Annotated in this window: 15 protein-coding genes; 13 read left to right on the top strand and 2 right to left on the bottom strand. The window is 53.0% G+C overall.

The window, feature by feature from the left end:
- Positions 1-318: 318 nt before the first annotated feature.
- A complete protein-coding gene (locus GQY55_RS31550) occupies positions 319-615 on the top strand; it encodes an FAD-dependent oxidoreductase (RefSeq protein ID WP_306434079.1) in 297 nt (98 codons plus the stop codon).
- A 445-nt stretch (positions 616-1,060) separates the two neighbouring features.
- On the opposite strand, the gene GQY55_RS32140 is transcribed toward GQY55_RS31550, so the two are convergent.
- Positions 1,061-1,105 (bottom strand): erythromycin resistance leader peptide, encoded by a 45-nt coding sequence (locus GQY55_RS32140; RefSeq protein ID WP_373309293.1) that lies wholly within the window; start codon positions 1,103-1,105, stop codon positions 1,061-1,063.
- A 428-nt stretch (positions 1,106-1,533) separates the two neighbouring features.
- On the opposite strand from GQY55_RS32140, the gene GQY55_RS21445 reads away from it, so the two are divergent.
- The 11 genes from GQY55_RS21445 (at position 1,534) to GQY55_RS21395 (ending at position 15,620) form a co-directional block, all read left to right on the top strand.
- On the top strand, positions 1,534-2,484 hold the full coding sequence (locus GQY55_RS21445; RefSeq protein WP_160043958.1) for an ABC transporter permease: 951 nt from the start codon (positions 1,534-1,536) through the stop codon (positions 2,482-2,484).
- Between the two features lie 18 nt (positions 2,485-2,502).
- Positions 2,503-3,378: a carbohydrate ABC transporter permease gene (locus tag GQY55_RS21440; RefSeq protein ID WP_160043957.1), complete on the top strand. Its 876-nt coding sequence runs from the start codon at positions 2,503-2,505 to the stop codon at positions 3,376-3,378.
- Positions 3,379-3,416: 38 nt separating this feature from the next.
- A complete protein-coding gene (locus GQY55_RS21435; RefSeq protein ID WP_160043956.1) occupies positions 3,417-5,057 on the top strand; it encodes an extracellular solute-binding protein in 1,641 nt (546 codons plus the stop codon).
- 262 nt (positions 5,058-5,319) lie between these two features.
- The gene (locus GQY55_RS21430) at positions 5,320-7,173 is read left to right on the top strand and encodes a cache domain-containing sensor histidine kinase (RefSeq protein WP_160043955.1); all 1,854 of its coding nucleotides are present in this window, start codon (positions 5,320-5,322) and stop codon (positions 7,171-7,173) included.
- Positions 7,166-7,972 carry a response regulator transcription factor gene (locus GQY55_RS21425; RefSeq protein WP_160043954.1) on the top strand — a complete coding sequence of 269 codons (807 nt, stop codon included), beginning with the start codon at positions 7,166-7,168 and terminating at the stop codon, positions 7,970-7,972. The genes GQY55_RS21430 and GQY55_RS21425 overlap by 8 nt, the downstream gene beginning before the upstream one ends.
- A gap of 15 nt (positions 7,973-7,987) precedes the next feature.
- Positions 7,988-9,076: a glycoside hydrolase family 88 protein gene (locus GQY55_RS21420; RefSeq protein WP_160043953.1), complete on the top strand. Its 1,089-nt coding sequence runs from the start codon at positions 7,988-7,990 to the stop codon at positions 9,074-9,076.
- Positions 9,077-9,329: 253 nt separating this feature from the next.
- Positions 9,330-10,535: a macrolide family glycosyltransferase gene (locus GQY55_RS21415; protein WP_160043952.1), complete on the top strand. Its 1,206-nt coding sequence runs from the start codon at positions 9,330-9,332 to the stop codon at positions 10,533-10,535.
- Between the two features lie 370 nt (positions 10,536-10,905).
- Positions 10,906-11,946 carry a nucleotidyltransferase family protein gene (locus tag GQY55_RS21410; RefSeq protein WP_160043951.1) on the top strand — a complete coding sequence of 347 codons (1,041 nt, stop codon included), beginning with the start codon at positions 10,906-10,908 and terminating at the stop codon, positions 11,944-11,946.
- Positions 11,943-13,103: a glycosyltransferase family 4 protein gene (locus tag GQY55_RS21405; protein WP_160043950.1), complete on the top strand. Its 1,161-nt coding sequence runs from the start codon at positions 11,943-11,945 to the stop codon at positions 13,101-13,103. The genes GQY55_RS21410 and GQY55_RS21405 overlap by 4 nt, the downstream gene beginning before the upstream one ends.
- Entirely contained in the window at positions 13,078-14,124 is a 1,047-nt protein-coding gene (locus GQY55_RS21400; RefSeq protein WP_160043949.1) for a glycosyl transferase, read from the top strand. Before GQY55_RS21405 ends, GQY55_RS21400 begins: the two co-directional genes overlap by 26 nt.
- Positions 14,125-14,201: 77 nt before the next feature.
- Positions 14,202-15,620 carry a phosphomannomutase/phosphoglucomutase gene (locus GQY55_RS21395; protein WP_236575785.1) on the top strand — a complete coding sequence of 473 codons (1,419 nt, stop codon included), beginning with the start codon at positions 14,202-14,204 and terminating at the stop codon, positions 15,618-15,620.
- 41 nt (positions 15,621-15,661) lie between these two features.
- On the opposite strand, the gene GQY55_RS21390 is transcribed toward GQY55_RS21395, so the two are convergent.
- Positions 15,662-15,814, bottom strand: a complete 153-nt coding sequence (locus tag GQY55_RS21390) for a hypothetical protein (protein WP_160043947.1) — start codon at positions 15,812-15,814, stop codon at positions 15,662-15,664.
- Positions 15,815-16,151: 337 nt separating this feature from the next.
- Here GQY55_RS21390 and GQY55_RS21385 point away from each other — a divergent pair, with 337 nt between their 5' ends.
- Positions 16,152-18,425, top strand: a complete 2,274-nt coding sequence (locus GQY55_RS21385; protein ID WP_160043946.1) for an ATP-binding cassette domain-containing protein — start codon at positions 16,152-16,154, stop codon at positions 18,423-18,425.
- Positions 18,426-18,688: the final 263 nt, after the last annotated feature.

Below are 18,688 nucleotides of genomic sequence, written 5' to 3'. Positions count from 1 at the left end.
TAGACTAAACGAGGTTCGCCTTACAAGGGGGGCGCCGGCATATCGAAACGGGGGAGTTGAGATACATCGTTCATTTTCAGTTCATAAAGCTATTGCATGATATACATTGTAATCAACAATATTCAAGGATCATAACTAAACCGTCCCGCCGAGTGGATCGCCGGCATCGACTTCACTTACGCCACCGCCGCGGCGGGCCGAGTCGCCGCCGAATTCGACGGGTGGGCGCCGGAACTCACCGCGCTGATCACCGACGGCGAAACCGCGCCGATCCCGCGCACGATTCATACGCTCCCGATCGGCCACCGATGGGACCGCGTGCCCGGGGTGACGCTCCTCGGTGATGCCGCTCACCTGATGCCGCCGGCCGGCGAGGGCGCAAACTTGGCGATGTTCGACGGCGCCGAGCTCGGGAAGGCGATCGCCGCACACCAAGGCGATATCGAAGCGGCGCTCACCGCCTACGAAGAGGCGTTGTTCCCGCGCAGCGAGTCGGCCGCCGCGGGTTCGCACATGATCCTAGGGCTCTGCCTCGATGATCCCGCACCGTTCGGATTCATCGATTTCCTCACCGGTGCCCTTGAGGAGGAGCACAACCGACCCACGCAGTCCTGATCCATATTGCCGGACCCGGCTTTTGAATAAGGACAGGTTCCTGTACAATCTGAAAAGTCTGATGAATCAGGCTTTTTTTATTTTTTCCGGGTGAGGCTTATACATCCCCTTTAGCCAGCTGCGATTGTAAACGAATATCGGCAACGCTATTTTTATGGGTTTAAGCAACAAAGCGGCGTTATATCAATGTCTTCAACGGCTTAATATCTGCAAAGCATAAATAAGGAGGGAAATGTGTAGCTACATGAATATGAAAGGGTTGTTCAATATAGCAAACCTTCCGTTTGCCTTAAAGGGAGGAAGACAGATTCCAATAAAAAAGAAAGGCAGAAGGATCCGCCTTTCTACAATTGCAAATTGATATGCGCAAATGAAGATTATTAAAAAAGGACAGACTTATCCCGTTTACTCTGTATACACAAACAGAGCCTTTGAACGTATTTAATTACTTGTTCAAAAAAGGGAATCGAAGTCTCATCGCGTGTGTCACTTTTTAATAATCCTCCTTCAAGATATTGAAAATACACTGCATATTCTAGGGTGTATTTCAGAATACGTCAACCGAAGGCCGAACGACAGAATGGATTGCGATACGTGTATCTTTTTCATATGGTGCTGGCCGTTTGGTCAGGCTGCTATTACTATAATCTTAGAATAACATTGCCGGATTTCGGACTTTTCCCCGGTATTATTATCCTTCGCTCCGGTTTTCCACGTTCAAGGATGCCGGTATGCTTAATGATGTAAGCACTTCCATTTCGAAAGGCAGCGGCGCAACAGGAATCGGTGTTCAGCCTGCAGATCGCCGTTCCTGCAGCGAATGGACTGGCGCAACCGGTTATTCCGCAAGCGGCAGGTGTAGAACCGCAGAGGTAGATGCGGATTGGCCGGGATCGAAAGAAGGATGGAGGAGGGACGATGGAAATCGTTACGGCGGGAATTCCCGTTAGAACGGAAAAGCCGCGAAGGCGGCTGCTAAGGACGATATGGAAATACAAATGGCTGTACGCCTTGCTGCTTCCTGCACTTGCCTGGGTCATTGTGTTCGATTACTTACCATTGTACGGCATCACCATCGCGTTCATGGACTACAACGTCATCCAAGGATTCGGGGCCAGTAAGTGGGTGGGTTTCGCCCATTTCCGGGAGCTGTTTGCATCGGAGATGTTCCTGAACGCTTTTCGCAACACACTGCTCATCAGCCTGTATAAGATGATTAGCGGATTTATCTGTCCCATTTTGTTAGCGCTGTCGCTCAACGAAATTCGGACCAAGTGGTTCAAGAAGACGCTGCAGACTGCCGTTTATCTGCCGCGTTTCGTGTCCTGGGTTGTCTACGGCGGCATCATTACGCTGTTGCTTTCGCCGGAGACCGGCGTAATTAACAAAATCGTCGAATGGTTTGGCGGCAAACCCGTATATCTGCTCGTCGAGCCTGCGTATTTTCGGATCATTCTCGTCGTCACCGATGCCATGAAAGAGATGGGCTGGGCAGCGATCATTTATTTGGCAGCCATCGCCGGGCTTAATCCCGAAGTGTACGAAGCCGCGGTCATGGATGGAGCGACGCGGTTCCGACGCATCATCCACATCACGCTCCCGGGCATATCCGGCACGATTATCGTCATCTTCATCCTAAGGGTCGGGTATCTGATGAGTGCCGGGTTGGACCAGGTGCTTAACCTGTACAACCCGATGGTGTTCGAAGTCGGCGACATTCTCGACACCTACATCTATCGGGTAGGCATCGAGCAGTTCAGCCTCAGTCTCGCGGCGGCGGCAGACGTCATCAAGGGAATCATCGGCTTCGTCATGGTGCTGATCGCCAATCAGATCGCGAAGCGGATCAATGATTCCGGCATTTTCTGACAAAGGAGAATCCGAATCGTGAAGCTTACACGAGGCGAATCCATTTTTATCGCTACCAACTATTTCGTTTTGTCGCTCATCACTCTCATCATCATGATTCCGTTCTGGTATGTATTATGCGTGTCCGTCACGCCCTACTCGATCTTCAGCGAAAAGAACGGTCTGGTGCTGTTTCCGACATCGCTCAGCTTCGATTATTTCGCCTACTTGCTCAAGAAGGGATCTCTCATCTACAACGCTTATGGGGTGACGATCCGCAATACAGCCGCCGGTGTTCTGTTTGCGCTTCTGCTCACGGCTGCGGCTGCTTACTCCCTGGCCGAGAAAAAGCTGCCCGGCCGGCGGATCATCATGCTGATCTTCGTGTTCACGATGTTGTTCAAGGGCGGATTAATTCCGACGTATATCACGATCAAAAATTTAGGACTGCTGAATACCGATTACGTGCTGATCCTGGTCATGGCCTTTAGTGCCTTTAATATGATCATTATGAAATCTTTCTTTGAAGGTATTCCAGACAGCCTGAAGGAATCCGCTGCAATCGACGGGGCATCCGAGATCAGGACGCTGCGTTCGATCGTTCTCCCGATGTCGATGCCGGTTATCGCCTCGATCGGCTTGCTCTACATGGTGACGTACTGGAACGATTTCTTCAATGCGCTTCTGTATGTTACGGACTGGCACAAAGCACCGGTGCAGCTCGTATTGCGCACGATCATCGCGAGTTCCAGCCTTCCGCCCGAATTGCTCGAAGCGGCAGGAAAAACGCCGCCGCCCACGATCGGGATCCAGATGGCGGCCATTGTGATCGTAGCGCTGCCGATGATGGTTTTGTATCCGTTCATTCAGAAGTATTTTGAACAGGGCATGCTGATCGGTTCAGTTAAAGGGTAACAATCCATTTTTGTAAGATTACAGGGGGTTGTCTGTATATGTCAAAGACAATTAAACACTGGGGTTACGGCGTACTCGCCGCTATGTTATTGGGAACGCTTACGCTGTCGGGATGCGGCAGCAAAAGCGAGGAAGGCGGGAGTGCTAGCCCTGAGCCGGGAAACCCGTCAGGAACGCCTGAAGCGACTGCGGATCATTCGCCTTACGAACTGAAGTGGCTGAAGGCACAGGATATTTCGCTGCCGTATGACCCGTCGAAGGACGCGGTGAAACAAGCGATCGAGGCCAAGCTGAACATTAAGATCGTCCCGGAAATGGTCGACGTTCAGCAATACAAAACAAAGCTGAATCTGAAGATGGCGAGCAGCGACATTCCGGACGTGACGAGGATCGATTTTGCCGATGATTTTCAGAAATACGCGCAGCAAGGCGCCTTCGTTGATCTGACCGACCTGATTAACGAAAAGGACACGCCGAACATCATGAAGGAAGTACCGCCGGATGTGTTCGAGCAGGCGAAGGTGAACGGCCGCATCTACGGGATTCCGTATCAGGGCGGGCCGGGGGCGGGGTACCGCTGGGACTTGGTCATGCGCAAGGACTATATGGAGCAGGCAGGCGCTTCCGTACCAAAGACGCTGGACGAATATTATAACCTGCTGAAAAAGGTCAAGGAGCAGCATCCGGAGGTCATTCCGCTCGGTGGATATACGTCCCAGATCGGACAGGTAAAATTCGCGAACAATTCCTTCGACAACGTATTCGGCGCGTTCGGCGTCACACCCGGTTTTTTCACGGAGAAGGATGGGAAATTCAGCAACTATGACATCGATCCCCGGATGAGGGACGCGCTGCTGTTTTTACAGAAGATGTACAAGGAAGGGCTTATTGACAAGGAGTTTTCGACGATAAAGGAAGAGCAGCTGCGGGCAAAAATTTTCAGCGGCAAGGTGTTCTCCTGGATGGGCTGGTGGTCGACGGCCAGCGATTACGATACGCAGATCGAGACCAATGAGCTGATCAAGAGCGGCAAACTGGCGAAGGACGGATCGCTCCCGAACCAGGCTGAGCAGCCCTTCAAATACTTAACTTTGACCGGGTCTCTTCTGGGGAAGGACGGCACGGCTGTTGCGCCTATGGGTGCACCGTTCTCGCAGATGAACGCCATTAGCGCAAAAACGAAGGATCCGAAGCGCGTACTATCGATCATTGAGGATTCGCTTTCCGAGGAGAACCAAATGTTGACCGTTTGGGGCATTGAAGGCGAGGACTATTCCCTCGTAGACGGGAAGCTTAAGACAAACACGACCCTTGTCGATCCGAAGACACAGCAGGACCCGAGCGGCAACTTCAGAGGCACGCAGAGCTATCTATTCGCTCCAGGACTGAAGGGCTGGCCGCATTACCTTGAATCGCTGCCGCTGCGGTTCTCTGAAGCGCTCGGCGTAGCGATCAACAATGAGCATCAAATCACCGACGCTTCCAATTACCTCGAATCGCCGACGAAAATCGCCAAGCTGACAGAGCTGGATACGATGCGTGATTCGGTATTCACTCAAATCATTATGGGCGCCGACATCAAGAAGTTCGACGAATTCGTGGAGAAGTGGAAGTCGCAAGGAGGCGATCAAATTCTAAGTGAACTGGAAGCTTCCTATCAGAAAAAAGCAGGCAAGTAAACCTCTGAACGTCGGTAACCTTCCTGGTGCATTCCGGCCATGCCGGAAGCATTGGGGAGGTGCTTTGCCGTTCGATGAGGGAACACGTTTCGGTTTCAGAGGAACGCTGCGTGGTCAAAGCCGCCAGCATCACGCCGACCATGCAGGAGATTTAGGCGGTAAGAGGGAAGAAGCTAAATAAAGAGTACGCCTCCACCCTTATTATACATTTTGATTCACTTGGAGGTATAAGGAAAGCAATTTGGCAAGGGAGGGCTTGGCGATGATAACCCATAAGCGTCACACCAGCTTGCTGGCTCGGATCAGTCTGCCGGTTTTTGCGCTGGTCGTGACGGTCATCGCTCTTTTCGCCGCTTCGGCAAGCTACATTCTTATCCGGGTACAAAATGATCATACGCGTCAGATGGCGGAACAATCGATGAAGTTCGTGCACCGCAATCTGGAATATCAGCTTGACACCATGAACAATATGGCTGCGTTTTTGCTGTCTAACCAATCGATCGAAAATTTGCTTGAGACGGAGCATTCAGCGCCGTACGAAGCGGTCAACGATTTCTTTACCCTGCAGACGAATCTGCAGAACCTGTCGCTTTTGTCGCTGCTGAATGATGATAATTCCGGCAGCATCGTTCAACAGACGTATGTCGTTGCCGTCGCGTTGGAGCCGGAGAGCGGCCTGTATTCCCTCGCGACCGACCACTTCGACCCGGTGACCGGCATTTTTAAATCGACGGACCTGAAGAACGAGAGCTGGTACCGTGCTCTGATCGGCGGCGGGCGCCGCAACGTCTGGTGGGGCCAGAAGACTGGACGCTCCGGGGCTGCGATGATCTATTCGGCGACGAAGAAAATAAGCACCAAGGACGGCCGCGTGATCGGAACCGTCTTGATCGGGGCGGATACCGGAAGCATCCGCAGCCTGTTCGAGAACGCCGCAATGACATCGGGCTTCCACCTTTTGGTGGACGAAGAAGACCGTGTCATTTTCAGCGAACGGTATGCATTTCTCCAACCGGCCGGGGAGCTTCCGTTCGTGCGGTCAGCCGCCTGCGACGGAAGTTCGGCCGACGCAAAAGTCGAAGGGACGCTGCATCGCGTCACGTGCGTAAAAATGGACAATGGCTGGAAGCTGCTGACCGCCGTTCCAAAGAGCCACTTCGGACGGTACACGTTTGCCATCTCGGCGATCGGCGCCTTGGCTGCCATCGCAGCCGTGCTGATCGCGGGACTGTGGCTGCGGCGCATCGTCATCCGGGTCACCGTTCCGATCACCCGGCTCGTTAACGCTGTTCAGCGTCCCGAAGTGCTTGCATTCCGTGAGCAGCTGCCCAAATTGAAGTCGGGCATCCACGAGGTCGAGACGCTGAACGAGAAATTCGCGTCCATGCTGGTTACGCTTCACGGCTTGATTGAGAAGAGCTTCGAGGAGGAGATTGAACGCCGCCAGCTGCAATTGGAGCTGCTGAATGCCCAGATCAACCCTCATTTTCTATACAATACGCTCGATCTGATCAATTGCCGTGCCATTTTGGCCGGTGACCGGGAGACGAGCTCGATTGTGCGCTCCTTGGCCAATGTGTTCCGATTCGGTTTGAACCGGGGCCGAACGTGGATCTCCCTGGACAATGAGCTCAAGCAAGTGGAAGCCTATTTGCATATCCAGCAAATGATGCACGACGATCTGCTCGCCGAGTTTCATATCGCTTCCGATCTGCAAGATATCGTCATTCCTCACTTTATTCTGCAGCCGCTTGCGGAAAATGCCATCGTTCACGGCTTTGCCGGGCGAACGGACCATTGCCGGATCGCGATTTCCGCACACGCGGATGGAAACAGGCTTATTCTCCGCGTTGAAGACAACGGAAAGGGCTGCAACGTAGAGGAACGCAACCGCGTGCTTCGGGAGCAGGAGGCGGGAGAACACAGCTTAACCTCGGTCCCGTCTGCCGAGAACGGTTACGGAACGCTGAACGTGCATCGGCGGATACAGCTGCACTGCGGGTCTGGATATGGGCTGCGCTACGTGCACGTGGTTGAAGGAACATGCGTTGAAGTTGTACTCCCGCTGCGTTCCCATGTTCAAAACGATCCTGAGGAGGAATCGCCCGATGTATAAACTGCTGATCGCCGAGGACGTCAAACTCGTCCGGGAGACGCTGTCGCGCTCCATCGATTGGGAGCGGCTCGGCATTGAACTCGTCGGAGCCGCCAGGAACGGAGAGGAAGCGCTCGAATGGCTGAAGCGCGATCCTCCGGACCTGCTGCTCACCGATATCGGCATGCCGAAGGGAAACGGCCTGGAGCTGATTGAGGCGTTCCGGGCCGGCAAGCCCGACATAAGGTGCATCATCCTGTCGGGGTTGAACGAATTCGAGTACGCGCGGCAGGCGATCAAGCTGCAGGTGCTGGAATACATTATGAAGCCGATCGATCCGGAGGAGATCGAGCAAGTATTCGCGAGAATCGTTGCGGAGCTGCACAAGGAGCGGGAGGAACAGCGTGGCGTCGAGCTCATGGAACAAAGGCTTCGGGATCGCCTGCCCAATTTGGCCCAGACGCTGCCGATGGTTGAGTGGTCCGGCAGCCTCAAGAAGAAGAAGCTCGTCGAACAAGCGGTCCGGACCATTCGTGAAAACTATTCGCGGAAGGATCTGTCGCTTTGGGACGTTGCAAGTGGGGTTGGCTTTAGCGAGAAGTATGTAAACGCGCTGGTCAAGGAAGTGACCGGCATGACGATCAACCATTGGATCGTCAAGCTGCGCATGGAAGAGGCGGCCCGGCTGCTGAAGGACCCCGCGAATCGGATTTACGAGATATGCGACCGGGTCGGATATGCGGATCAGGACCATTTTCGCGAAACGTTTAAGAAACAGTTCGGACTGACCCCTACAGACTACCGAAACAATTACTTATAAAGGAGCGATGAGGGAATGCAAATAAAGCAAACGGATCTGAAAGCTGCGGCGGACCGCGTCTATCGCTATCTGATGTTCAGCGGTCCGGAGAGCTGGGGCGGACACGAATGGGCCGAGTGGGCGATGGACCGGAACCGCTGGGATTGGAATCCGGGCGTCGGATTAATCGCCGCAGCAGACTACGGAGCCCTCTGCGGAGCGAGAGGGATGATACAGGCGGTGGAAGTCTGGACGGAGCGCAATCTTGGCGGCTCCGAGAAGATAAAGGTCATTAACTCACTCGCGCCTTACGCGATGTTCCCTTTGCTATACCGGCAGACCGGTAATCGCTTCTACAAGGACAAGGCAGAGGAGATGGCGTTTTGGCTAATCAAGGAGGCGCCGCGAACAAAGAATGGTGCGTTTGAGCATACCGTAACCGAGAGCGCCTCGTTTAGCGAGCAGGTATGGGCGGACACCGTCTTCATGGCTATCCTCTTTTTGGCCCGGACGGCTCGTTTAACAGGAAGCAAAGTGCTTGCGGAAGAAGCGATGAGCCAGACGCTGCTGCACCTTCGGATGCTGCAGGACGAGGAGACGGGGCTGCTCTTTCACGGTTGGAACGAGAAGACGGGCGATTGGATGTCGGCCGCAAGGTGGAACCGGGCCAACGCCTGGAACGCCGCTGGCGTGCCCATGATCGCAGAGGAGGCGGGCGAACTGTGCGATGACAAGAAGCTGATCGGCGAGCTCCGCGAGCGGTATTCGCGAATGGCCGAGGCGCTCGTCCGCTGTCAAAATGAGAGCGGCTTGTGGCCGACGGTCTTGGACCGCCCCCACTTTTATGAAGAGACGTCGGGTTCCGCCGGCATCGCCTGCGGATTGTACAAAGCGGCACGCGCCGGATGGATTCCTGCGGAATTGGCTTTGGCCAGCGCCGATCGCGCCGTCGCAGCCGTTCTCACGCAAGTTCGTGAGGATGGCGCTGTCCTTGGCGTCTCGGGAGGTACGCCAGTGCTGGCTAGCGTCGAGGCTTACGATCATGTCCCGACTTTTCCGACGCTTTACGGCCAGGGGCTCGTTTTGCTGCTGTTTTTGGAGAAGCTGCGGATGACCGGTAGATAAGAGACAGGTCCCTTTCACTTATATGTTAAAATATATATATGCGTCTTGAAATCGAAGGGCTACAGTTTGAACTAAGTCATCCCAGGCATGACGATGTCGCTTGATGGATACATTAATGACGCAAACGGAGACTGGTGTACTGAAAATCTGCTGTACCGAATGATCAACTTGATTCCACGGTTGAATTCGAGAGAGGTTAGGAAAAATCTTGCCTCCTGCTTAAAAGACGGGAATACATAAAGGAGTGTTGTAGATGGCACGGGTTCTATTTATTAATGCGGGATCAGAAGGGCATATCAATCCAACGATTGGTGTCGTGCAGGAGCTGATTTCGCGTGGAGAAGAGGTCGTTTACTTTTGTATCGAAGCATTTCGGGATCGTATAGAGAAGACGGGGGCTACGGTACGGACATTTGACGATCAAAAATTTATAAAAGCATTTATATCAGGTGGAAGACATTATTTGCTTGAACGAGTCAACGGTCTTTTGCATACTGCGGATATCGTCATACCCAGCGTTCTTGAACAGATTCAAGGGGAGCATTTTGACTATATCATTCATGATTCCATGTTTGGCTGCGGTAGTTTGCTGGCTGAAATTCTTAAGCTTCCTGCGATCAGCTCTTGCAGTACTTTTGCGCAGTCCAAACAAACTTTCGACCGCATGATAGAGCAATTTTTCAACGATGTCCCTGATGAAATAACTAAACCCATCAACGATAAATACCAAAGCGTGACGTCAATGATTCAGCAAAAATACGGTGCAGAGATCCATTCTCCTTATGAAGCGTTTTGTAATCCCGCTCCGCTTACGATCGTTTATACGACAAGGGAATTCCAACCTGATGGGGAAACATTCGACCAAACGTATTCTTTTGTAGGCCCATCCATCTCCTCGCGATCCATGCAAGAAGACTTCGACTTTGCGGCAATCCGGAACAAAAAACCGATCTATATTTCACTGGGTACCGTGCTTAACCAAGCCATGGATTTCTACAAGCTTTGTTTTGAGGCGTTCAGGAACACGGACCACACAATCGTCATGTCAGTCGGGAATAAAACCGCCATTTCCGATCTAGGGGAAATTCCTGCAAACTTCATCGTCAAAAATTATGTTCCGCAAACGGATGTACTCCAATACGCGAAACTGTTCATCACGCATGGTGGCATGAACAGCGCCCACGAAGGTCTCTATTTCGGTGTTCCGCTTATCGTCATCCCGCTCAGCGCGGATCAGCCGATCATTGCGGACCAAGTTGCCAAAATCGGAGCAGGCACTGTTTTGCAAATGCAAAGCTTGACGGCAAATCAGCTGCATGAAGCCGCAGATCATGTGTTAAGCTTACCTTCTTTCAAGGAAGCTGCTGGACATATAAGCGAGTCCTTTCGAAAATCAGGCGGATATCAGCAAGCAGTTGATGATATTTTCAAATTTAAAAGCCAACATCATAGTTTTTAAACGATATCTTGTCGGGTTTATTTGTGCTGTGCCTTATTCATTTTATTACGAATGAATGAGGTGTTTTTGTTATGGCGTACCCGTTCTTCTGGACTGTTTCATAAAAAAACAAGAGAAATCATGAGATTTTAAAAGAAAGCAGGAGATAAATTGAATGATTGATAGAAGAGGGAATGTTATGATCTCAAAAACAACTTGAAGAAAAAAAACACCTTTCCATAAAATACTATATTATCAGCACTCGATGAAATAGAGTGCTAACAACAAAAAGATGGGGAGGAGGGGAACATAAAACAGGAGCGTCAGTGTCTGAAGCTGGCGTAAGTTTTGTTTGTCGAACAATTTTTTGGGAACAGGAGGAGATTTCGAAATGAATGTACTGTTGCTTGCCGGTGGTTTGGGAACCCGACTTAGACCCATGACGGAGAACATGCCGAAGCCGATGGCGCCGATTCTGAATCGCCCATGGCTGGAACATCTCATTCTTCATCTGAAGGAACAAGGCGTTCACCGTTTCGTTATCGCTCTGAAACATCATCCCGAAAAAATTAAAAATCATTTCGGCGACGGCCGCCGGCTGGGTGTTTCGATCCAGTACGCGATGGAAGAAAAGCTGCTGGGAACGGCCGGGGCGATCAAAAACGCCGAGCCTTTGCTCGATGATCAATTTATTGCCATGAATGCGGATATCGTCCATGATATTGAACTGAAACCGCTGCTGGATTTCCATCGATCCCATGGAGGAAAGGTCACCATCGGCCTGACGGAGGTGGAAGATCCAAGCGCGTACGGGGTCGTCGAGCAGGACGATACGGGGCGCATCTTGCGTTTTGTGGAGAAGCCCCGCTTGGACGAAGCCCCTTCGAGACGGATCAACGCAGGCATCTACGTCATGGAAAAAAACGTGCTCGCAGTGATTCCGTCCGATCGGGAAGTCTCCATTGAACGTGAAACGTTCCCGCTGCTGATCCGCGAAAACATGGGCGTATTCGGCACGACCATCCAAGGGTATTGGGCCGATATGGGCACGAAAGAAAGATACCGCCAAGTTCACTGGGATCTCTTGAACGGTTCCGGGCGGATCCGCATACCCGGACAAGCCCAGGATCAAGGCATCTGGATCGGCAAAGGCTGCAAAATCGGAGCCGGCGTCCTCCTCGTTCCTCCGGTGTTAATCGGGGATCATGTAAAAATCGGTGCCCGTGCCGTCATCGGACCTCATGTGGTGCTCGGCGACAAGTGCTCGATCGGTCCGAACGTCCGTTTATCGGAAACGATCCTGTGGAACGGCTGCCGGGTAAACGAGGGAGCGTACTTAAACAACTGCATTTTCGGATACGGGCTGGAGCTCGGTCCAAGACATATTTTGCATGAAGCCGTGATGAACCGATTGGGAGTGATGCAAGCATGACCCGTGTAGCTTACGTCAGCACTTACGTTCCGAAAAAATGCGGCCTGGCCACATTTACCTATCATTTGCGGCAGGCGGTCCACGCAGCCAAAGAGTGGAAAGTGAAGGATCCCGTCATCGTGCTCCACGACGGGGAGACGGACGGATCAAGGGATCCGCTGCTGTGGCTGCTTCGGCGCGACAGCGAAAAAGATTATGAGAAAATGGCGCACAAAATCAACCACTCGGATATCGAGGTCGTTTCGCTGCAGCACGAGTTCGGAATTTTTGGCGGGGAAGCCGGCCGGCATATATTGCATTTCATCCGTGAGCTGAAAAAACCGCTGGTGACGACGTTTCACACCGTGTTTGAGCATCCCCGCGAACCTTATGCGAGCATCCAGCGGGAAATTGCCGAACGAAGCGCCCGCATCGGGGTCATGAACCGCAAAGCGATTTCGTATTTGCATCGTTCGTTTGGCATTCCGGAGGACAAAATCGTCTTCATTCCGCATGGGACGCCCGAACCGGACGCGGAGCGCCGCCTAACGTTCCGGGAGCAGCTCGGCTGGGCGGATCGGAAGGTGATGATGACGTTCGGCCTTTTGGGCCGCGGCAAAGGGATCGAACTGATCCTGAAGGTGTTGCCGGAAGTGGCGAAAAGGGTGCCTCACGTATTATATGCCATCGTCGGCCAAACCCACCCGGAGGTCAAAAAATGGGAAGGGGAGAAATACCGCGAAGAGCTGAAGGCGATGATCGAGGAAAACGGCATCGGGGAAAACGTCGTCATGATCGACCGCTACATGGAGGAAAACGATCTGGTGCGCCATATCACCGCCTGCGACGTTTACGTGACGCCGTATCCGGGGCTGGAGCAGATTACCAGCGGTACGCTGGCCTATGCGGTCGGCTTGGGGCGTCCGGTGTTGTCGACCCCGTACTGTTATGCGCAAGATTTGCTCGCCGATGAACCGGGTCTGCTGATCCCGGCGGAAGACGAGACATTATGGCGGGAACGGATCGTGTCGCTGCTGACCAACGAGGTGATGCTGCAGGATGTCGTCCGGAAAATGAAGCGGCTGGGCCAAACGATGCATTGGCCGAACGTCGGACATGAATATCTCCGTTTGTTGACCGAGGTGGGGAGAAATGGAAAGGCCATCCGTTCGGTTTGACCATCTTGAAAAAATGACGGACGACACGGGGATCCTTGAGCATGGATTAGGTTCGATTCCCCGGCGCAACGAAGGGTACAGCACGGACGACCAAGCCCGGGCGCTATGGGTTTGCCTGGAATGGTCCGGCAGCTGCGGCAAGGAAGACCAAAAAAGGCTCGAGCGGTTAGCCGAAACCTACATCGCTTTTTTGCTGTGGGCGCAAAAGGAAGACGGGCATTTTCACAACAATTTTGCCTACGACCGCAGCAAGGAGCCGGAAACGCCTTCCGACGATTGCCTTGGACGCTGCCTATGGGCCTGTGCCCGGGCGATGGCCGCAAAGCCTGCGCCGTCCTTCGCTTTTGCGGCCGAATCGATTTTCCGCAAAGCGCTGGGGCAGGCCCACCACATGCGTTACCCGCGCGGATGGGCCTACGCTCTGGCGGCGTTCGGCTTGCTGCAGCGTTCCGGTTACGATGTCGATTTGACCAACCGGATCAGGGAAACCGCAGAGCGCCTTGCCGGCCTTTATCACCGGCATTCCGCTCCGGATTGGTCGTGGTACGAACCGGAAATCACTTACAGCAACGCCCTGCTGCCTTGGGGGATGTTGTGGGCCCACGAAATATTAAAACGGACGGATTTGCTTGATATCGCTTTAAGATCCCTCGATTTCCTGATCGGTTTGTCGCAAAACGACGCGGGGCAAATCCGGCCGATCGGAAGCAAAGGCTGGTGCCGTCCGGGTGACCGGGCCTTGTGGGATCAGCAGCCGATCGATGTCATGAAGTTGGCTTTAGCCGCAGCAAAAGCCTATGAGCTGACGAAAACGCCAAAATACGAATCGATCGTGACGAAATGCCGCGATTGGTTTTACGGCGGCAACGATCTCGGAGCACCAATGGTTCGCGAGAAGGACGGCAGCTGCTGCGACGGTTTGAATGCGGACGGCCCCAATGTGAACTGCGGGGCGGAAGCCGTCGTCTCCTACTTGCTGACCGAGGCCATATACAAAAAAACGATTAACCAACAAGCGTAGCTTACCATCATCCAATAAACGACAACCAAAAAGAGGTGGAAACGATGCCTTTAACCCAAGATCTGCAGGAGCACGGGATGCCGACCCGGGAAGCGGGTACCTCCATCCCCTCCCATGTATTTCGTGAATACGATATTCGCGGCAAAGCGTATGAAGACATTGATCTCCCTTTTTGTTATTGGCTGGGGAGAGCTTTTGGAGAAACCTTAAAGACGGCCGGCCGGAACACGGCCATCGTCGGCCATGACAACCGCAAATCATCCCCGGAGTTCCAGCGGGCGCTGATCGCCGGCTTGCAGCAATCCGGATGCATAGCGGTCGATATCGGCGAAGTGACGACGCCTATGTTCTACTTTGCGATGCATCACGATCACGAACCAAGCGGGATCATGATTACGGCAAGCCATAACCCCGGCGACGAAAACGGATTTAAAATCGCCATGGACTATACGACGATCTACGGCGAAGAAATCCAGAAGCTGCGCAGCCGCATGCTTCGCTTGGCGGCCGAAGGCAAGCTGCCTTCCGGCTTCGATTATGCGGAAGAAGGCCTGCGCCGCGAAAGCGTGGAAGAGCCATATCTGGACATGCTGGCAGACAAAATCCGTCTAAACGGCCGGAAGCTTAAGGTCGTTGTCGATTGCGGCAACGGCACGCCGTCGCCGTTTGCCCCCAAGGCGCTTCGCCGATGGGGCTGCGAAGTGATTGAGCTGTACTGCAAGTCGGATCCGGATTTCCCGAATCATCATCCCGACCCGGTAGAGCCGAAAAATTTGCGGGATCTGATCGACGCCGTGAAGAAGGAAAAGGCCGACATCGGCATCGCCTTCGATGGGGACGGAGACCGCCTTGGCGTAGTGGACGAACGGGGCGGCATTTTATGGGGCGATCAGTTGATGATCCAGTTCTGGCGCGAAATTTTGCCGAAATACCCGGGCTGCAAGGCGCTGGTGGAAGTCAAATGCTCGAAAGCGCTGGTCGAGGAAATCGAGAAGCTGGGCGGCGAGCCGATTTTCCATCGCACCGGGCATTCCCACATTAAAGCGAGCATGCGCAAATGGGATGTTCCGTTTACTGGAGAAATGTCGGGGCATTTATTTTTCCGCGACGAGTATTATGGTTTTGACGACGCGTTATACGCTGCCGGCCGCTTGCTCCGCATGCTGAGTCGGGACCGGCGTACGCTGTCCGAATTATTTGCCGACGTGCCGAAATACTGCGCCACGCCGGAGACGAGAGTTCCGTGCGATGACGTGGCAAAGCAACGAATCACTGAAAATGTTAAAAATTACTTTCAAGGGAAACATGAACTGATCGACGTTGACGGCGTACGCGTGTTATTCCCGATCGGCTGGGGGCTGGTACGTAGCTCGAATACCCAACCGATTCTGGTGCTCCGAGCAGAAGCAGACACCGAGGAGGGCTTGAACACAATCAAATCCCGGATGGAACAAGCGCTTCATGCTACTGCGCCGGAACTGCAAATTCAATGGTAACACAATGAAAGCTCCTGCGGCGCAAGCCGGTCAGGAGCTTTTCATCGTACACCAAGCATGGGCGTCATCTCCAGCTGCCTGTACATAACGAAAAATCCCAAGCCGTCCCACCAAGCGAGGCTTGCGTTAGGTCTGCTATGCGGGACGACTTCAATATCTTTCGTCGCAAGCAAACGGGAAGGTGACCGTGTCATGATATCGATGACCCGCTACGTCTAGTTCCGATGATTTTAATGCTTTAATATCATATTTGGTAAGTGTTCATGATGAGTGGATGTATACTGCCCGAATGAGAGACAAAGTTGTTGACACGACACTAAGCAGTTCCCTATAATCAAGTCGGCACAAAATGGTGCCCGATTAAAGAATTAGTTATTTGAAGAGTTTAAAACATAAATAAGAGCTTGCTTGATCCGAATCAACATAAACCGGCTGCAGGTATAGGTTTTGCAGCCGGTTTATGTCTAGTTCGGACCATTTGTACGGTATGAACGTGTATCGAAAATAAACACGAACGGAAGGATGATAGCCATGAGCGAATCGAATCAGGAGTATATCGTTATTTCGGCCGCCAGAGAAAACAATCTCAAGAACGTATCCTTGCGCATTCCCAAACGGAAGATCACGATATTTACCGGGGTATCCGGATCCGGCAAGTCTTCGATCGTCTTCGATACGATCGCCGCGGAATCCACGCGATTGCTGAATGAGAACTTCAGCATGTTCGTGCGCACGTTCCTGCCGAAATATCCGCAGCCTGATGCGGACGCGATCGAGAATTTGAGTATGGCTGTGATCGTGGATCAGAAACGGTTGGGCGGCGGTTCCCATTCCACGATGGGCACCATTACCGATATTTCCCCCATTCTCCGTCTCCTCTTTTCACGAGCAGGTCAGCCCTATGTCGGGGGAGCGAACATGTTCTCGTTTAACGATCCGCAAGGCATGTGTCCCGAATGCAACGGGATCGGCCGCAGCCTTACCGTCGACATGAGCAAAGCGGTGGACATGACCAAGTCCCTCAATGAAGGGGCTATTATGCTGCCGGGCTATACGGTGGGCGGATGGGAATGGAATATGCTTGTACAGTCAGGTTCCTTTGACCTTGATAAAAAACTCAGCGACTATTCGGCTGAAGACCTGGAGCAGCTGCTGTACGGCAAGGCAAGGAAGGTGAAGGTGGATTTCGCCGGAAAAGCCACCAATATTACCGTGGAAGGCGTCATCGAAAAGTTTACGAACAAATACATCAAACAGGACTTGAAAACCAAGTCGGAACGCACGCAGCAAACCGTCGCTCCGTTCATCTCCGAGGGTCCCTGCTCCAGCTGTGGCGGCGCGAGGCTTAGTCAAGCCGCGCTGGGCTGCAAGATCAATGGGCATAACATTGCGGAGCTGTCCTCCATGGAGGTCGGACAACTTATCCGCGTCATTCGGGAGATTGACGACGCTGCCGCCGCACCGATGGTCAAGTCGCTGACGGAACGGCTGCAGCATCTGGTGGATATCGGACTTGATTACCTGACGCTGGACCGCGAGACGGATACATTGTCCGGCGGGGAGTCGCAGCGCGTGAAGATGGTAAAGCACCTGAGCGGGAGCCTGGTCGATGTTACCTACATTTTCGATGAACCCAGCGTTGGCCTGCATCCCCGCGATGTACACCGCTTAAATGAACTGCTTCAGAAGCTGCGCGACAAGGGGAATACCGTGCTTGTCGTCGAGCATGATCCCGACGTTATCAAAGTGGCGGATCATATCGTCGACGTCGGTCCTTACGCCGGCAGCCGCGGTGGTACCATCGTTTATGAAGGAAGCTATCAAGGCTTGCTTGAGGCCGATACATTGACAGGTACCCATATGAAGCGGCCGCTTCAGCTGAAGCAAGATTGCAGGCAGCCGTCCGGCAAACTGTCCATCAAGGATGCCGCTTTGCACAACCTTCGGAACGTCAGCGTCGATATTCCGACCGGAGTGCTGACCGTCGTTACGGGTGTGGCGGGATCGGGCAAAAGTACGTTGATTAACGAAGTATTCCTCAGCCAGCATCCGGATGCGGTCGTCATCGACCAATCGGCGGTAGGTGTATCGACGCGTTCGAATTCCGCGACCTATACGGGCATCCTGGATGATGTACGGAAGGCGTTTGCTTCCGCGAACAAGGTGAGCCCAAGCTTGTTCAGCTTCAACTCCAAGGGGGCTTGCGAACACTGTCAAGGGCTGGGCGTCGTGTACATGGACCTTTCATTCTTTGAAAGCGTGGAGATGCCATGCGAAGCATGCGGAGGGAAACGGTTTAAGGAAGAGGTGCTCGCCTACAAGCTGAACGGCAAGTCCATCGCCGAAGTGCTGGAGATGACGGTGGAGCAGGCTTTGGAATTTTTCCAGCTAAAAGAGGTTGTACGCAAGCTGCAGGCGATGAGCGATGTCGGTTTGAACTATATTACGCTCGGCCAGCCGCTCAGCACGCTTTCGGGCGGAGAATGCCAACGCATCAAGCTGGCAAGCGAGCTGCATAAGAAAGGCAGCATTTATGTCATGGACGAGCCGACGACCGGACTGCATATGTCCGATATCGGTCATCTGCTGGAGATCATGAACCGCCTCGTGGAGGCCGGCAATACGGTGATCGTCATCGAGCACAACCTCGAAGTCATCAGCCAAGCGGATTGGATCATCGATATGGGACCGGACGGAGGCAGCAAGGGCGGCCAGGTGGTGTTCGAGGGCACGCCGGCGCAGATCGTGCATGCTGAGCAGTCGATCACGGGAAAATACTTGATGCAATCGTCAAATCCAAAATAGACATGTAAGGTATTCGTATGTTTGGCATGGCAAGGAAAATAAATGAAAGATGAAACGCACGTGTCTCAATCAGGGCTGCCGGCAGAATCGGCAGTCTTTTTCTTGTCCGCTAAAACCTGAATGCCTTCGTTTGTTAGACGACAAAAATGATTACATCGAAGCTGCGTATATCGCGGCTTATTAACTTTTAAACTACAAATAATGAATGGTGCGCGGAAGCCTTAGGATGCGGGGAGAATGAGCTCCTCCTAAAGTACCATCGT

Source organism: Paenibacillus sp. USDA918EY (assembly GCF_009870825.1).
Lineage (GTDB): Bacteria > Bacillota > Bacilli > Paenibacillales > Paenibacillaceae > Paenibacillus_AQ > Paenibacillus_AQ albilobatus.
Note: the sequence above shows the minus strand (reverse complement) of the source record. Positions and strands in the feature narration are given on the sequence as shown.

Coding starts and splice junctions, on each gene's coding strand:
- GQY55_RS21445 (WP_160043958.1), top strand. CDS start 1,534: ATGGAAATCGTTACGGCGGGAATTCCCGTTAGAACGGAAAAGCCGCGA.
- GQY55_RS21420 (WP_160043953.1), top strand. CDS start 7,988: ATGCAAATAAAGCAAACGGATCTGAAAGCTGCGGCGGACCGCGTCTAT.
- GQY55_RS21400 (WP_160043949.1), top strand. CDS start 13,078: ATGGAAAGGCCATCCGTTCGGTTTGACCATCTTGAAAAAATGACGGAC.
- GQY55_RS21405 (WP_160043950.1), top strand. CDS start 11,943: ATGACCCGTGTAGCTTACGTCAGCACTTACGTTCCGAAAAAATGCGGC.
- GQY55_RS21385 (WP_160043946.1), top strand. CDS start 16,152: ATGAGCGAATCGAATCAGGAGTATATCGTTATTTCGGCCGCCAGAGAA.
- GQY55_RS21435 (WP_160043956.1), top strand. CDS start 3,417: ATGTCAAAGACAATTAAACACTGGGGTTACGGCGTACTCGCCGCTATG.
- GQY55_RS21410 (WP_160043951.1), top strand. CDS start 10,906: ATGAATGTACTGTTGCTTGCCGGTGGTTTGGGAACCCGACTTAGACCC.
- GQY55_RS21415 (WP_160043952.1), top strand. CDS start 9,330: ATGGCACGGGTTCTATTTATTAATGCGGGATCAGAAGGGCATATCAAT.
- GQY55_RS21430 (WP_160043955.1), top strand. CDS start 5,320: ATGATAACCCATAAGCGTCACACCAGCTTGCTGGCTCGGATCAGTCTG.
- GQY55_RS21390 (WP_160043947.1), bottom strand. CDS start 15,814: ATGACACGGTCACCTTCCCGTTTGCTTGCGACGAAAGATATTGAAGTC.
- GQY55_RS21395 (WP_236575785.1), top strand. CDS start 14,202: ATGCCGACCCGGGAAGCGGGTACCTCCATCCCCTCCCATGTATTTCGT.
- GQY55_RS21425 (WP_160043954.1), top strand. CDS start 7,166: ATGTATAAACTGCTGATCGCCGAGGACGTCAAACTCGTCCGGGAGACG.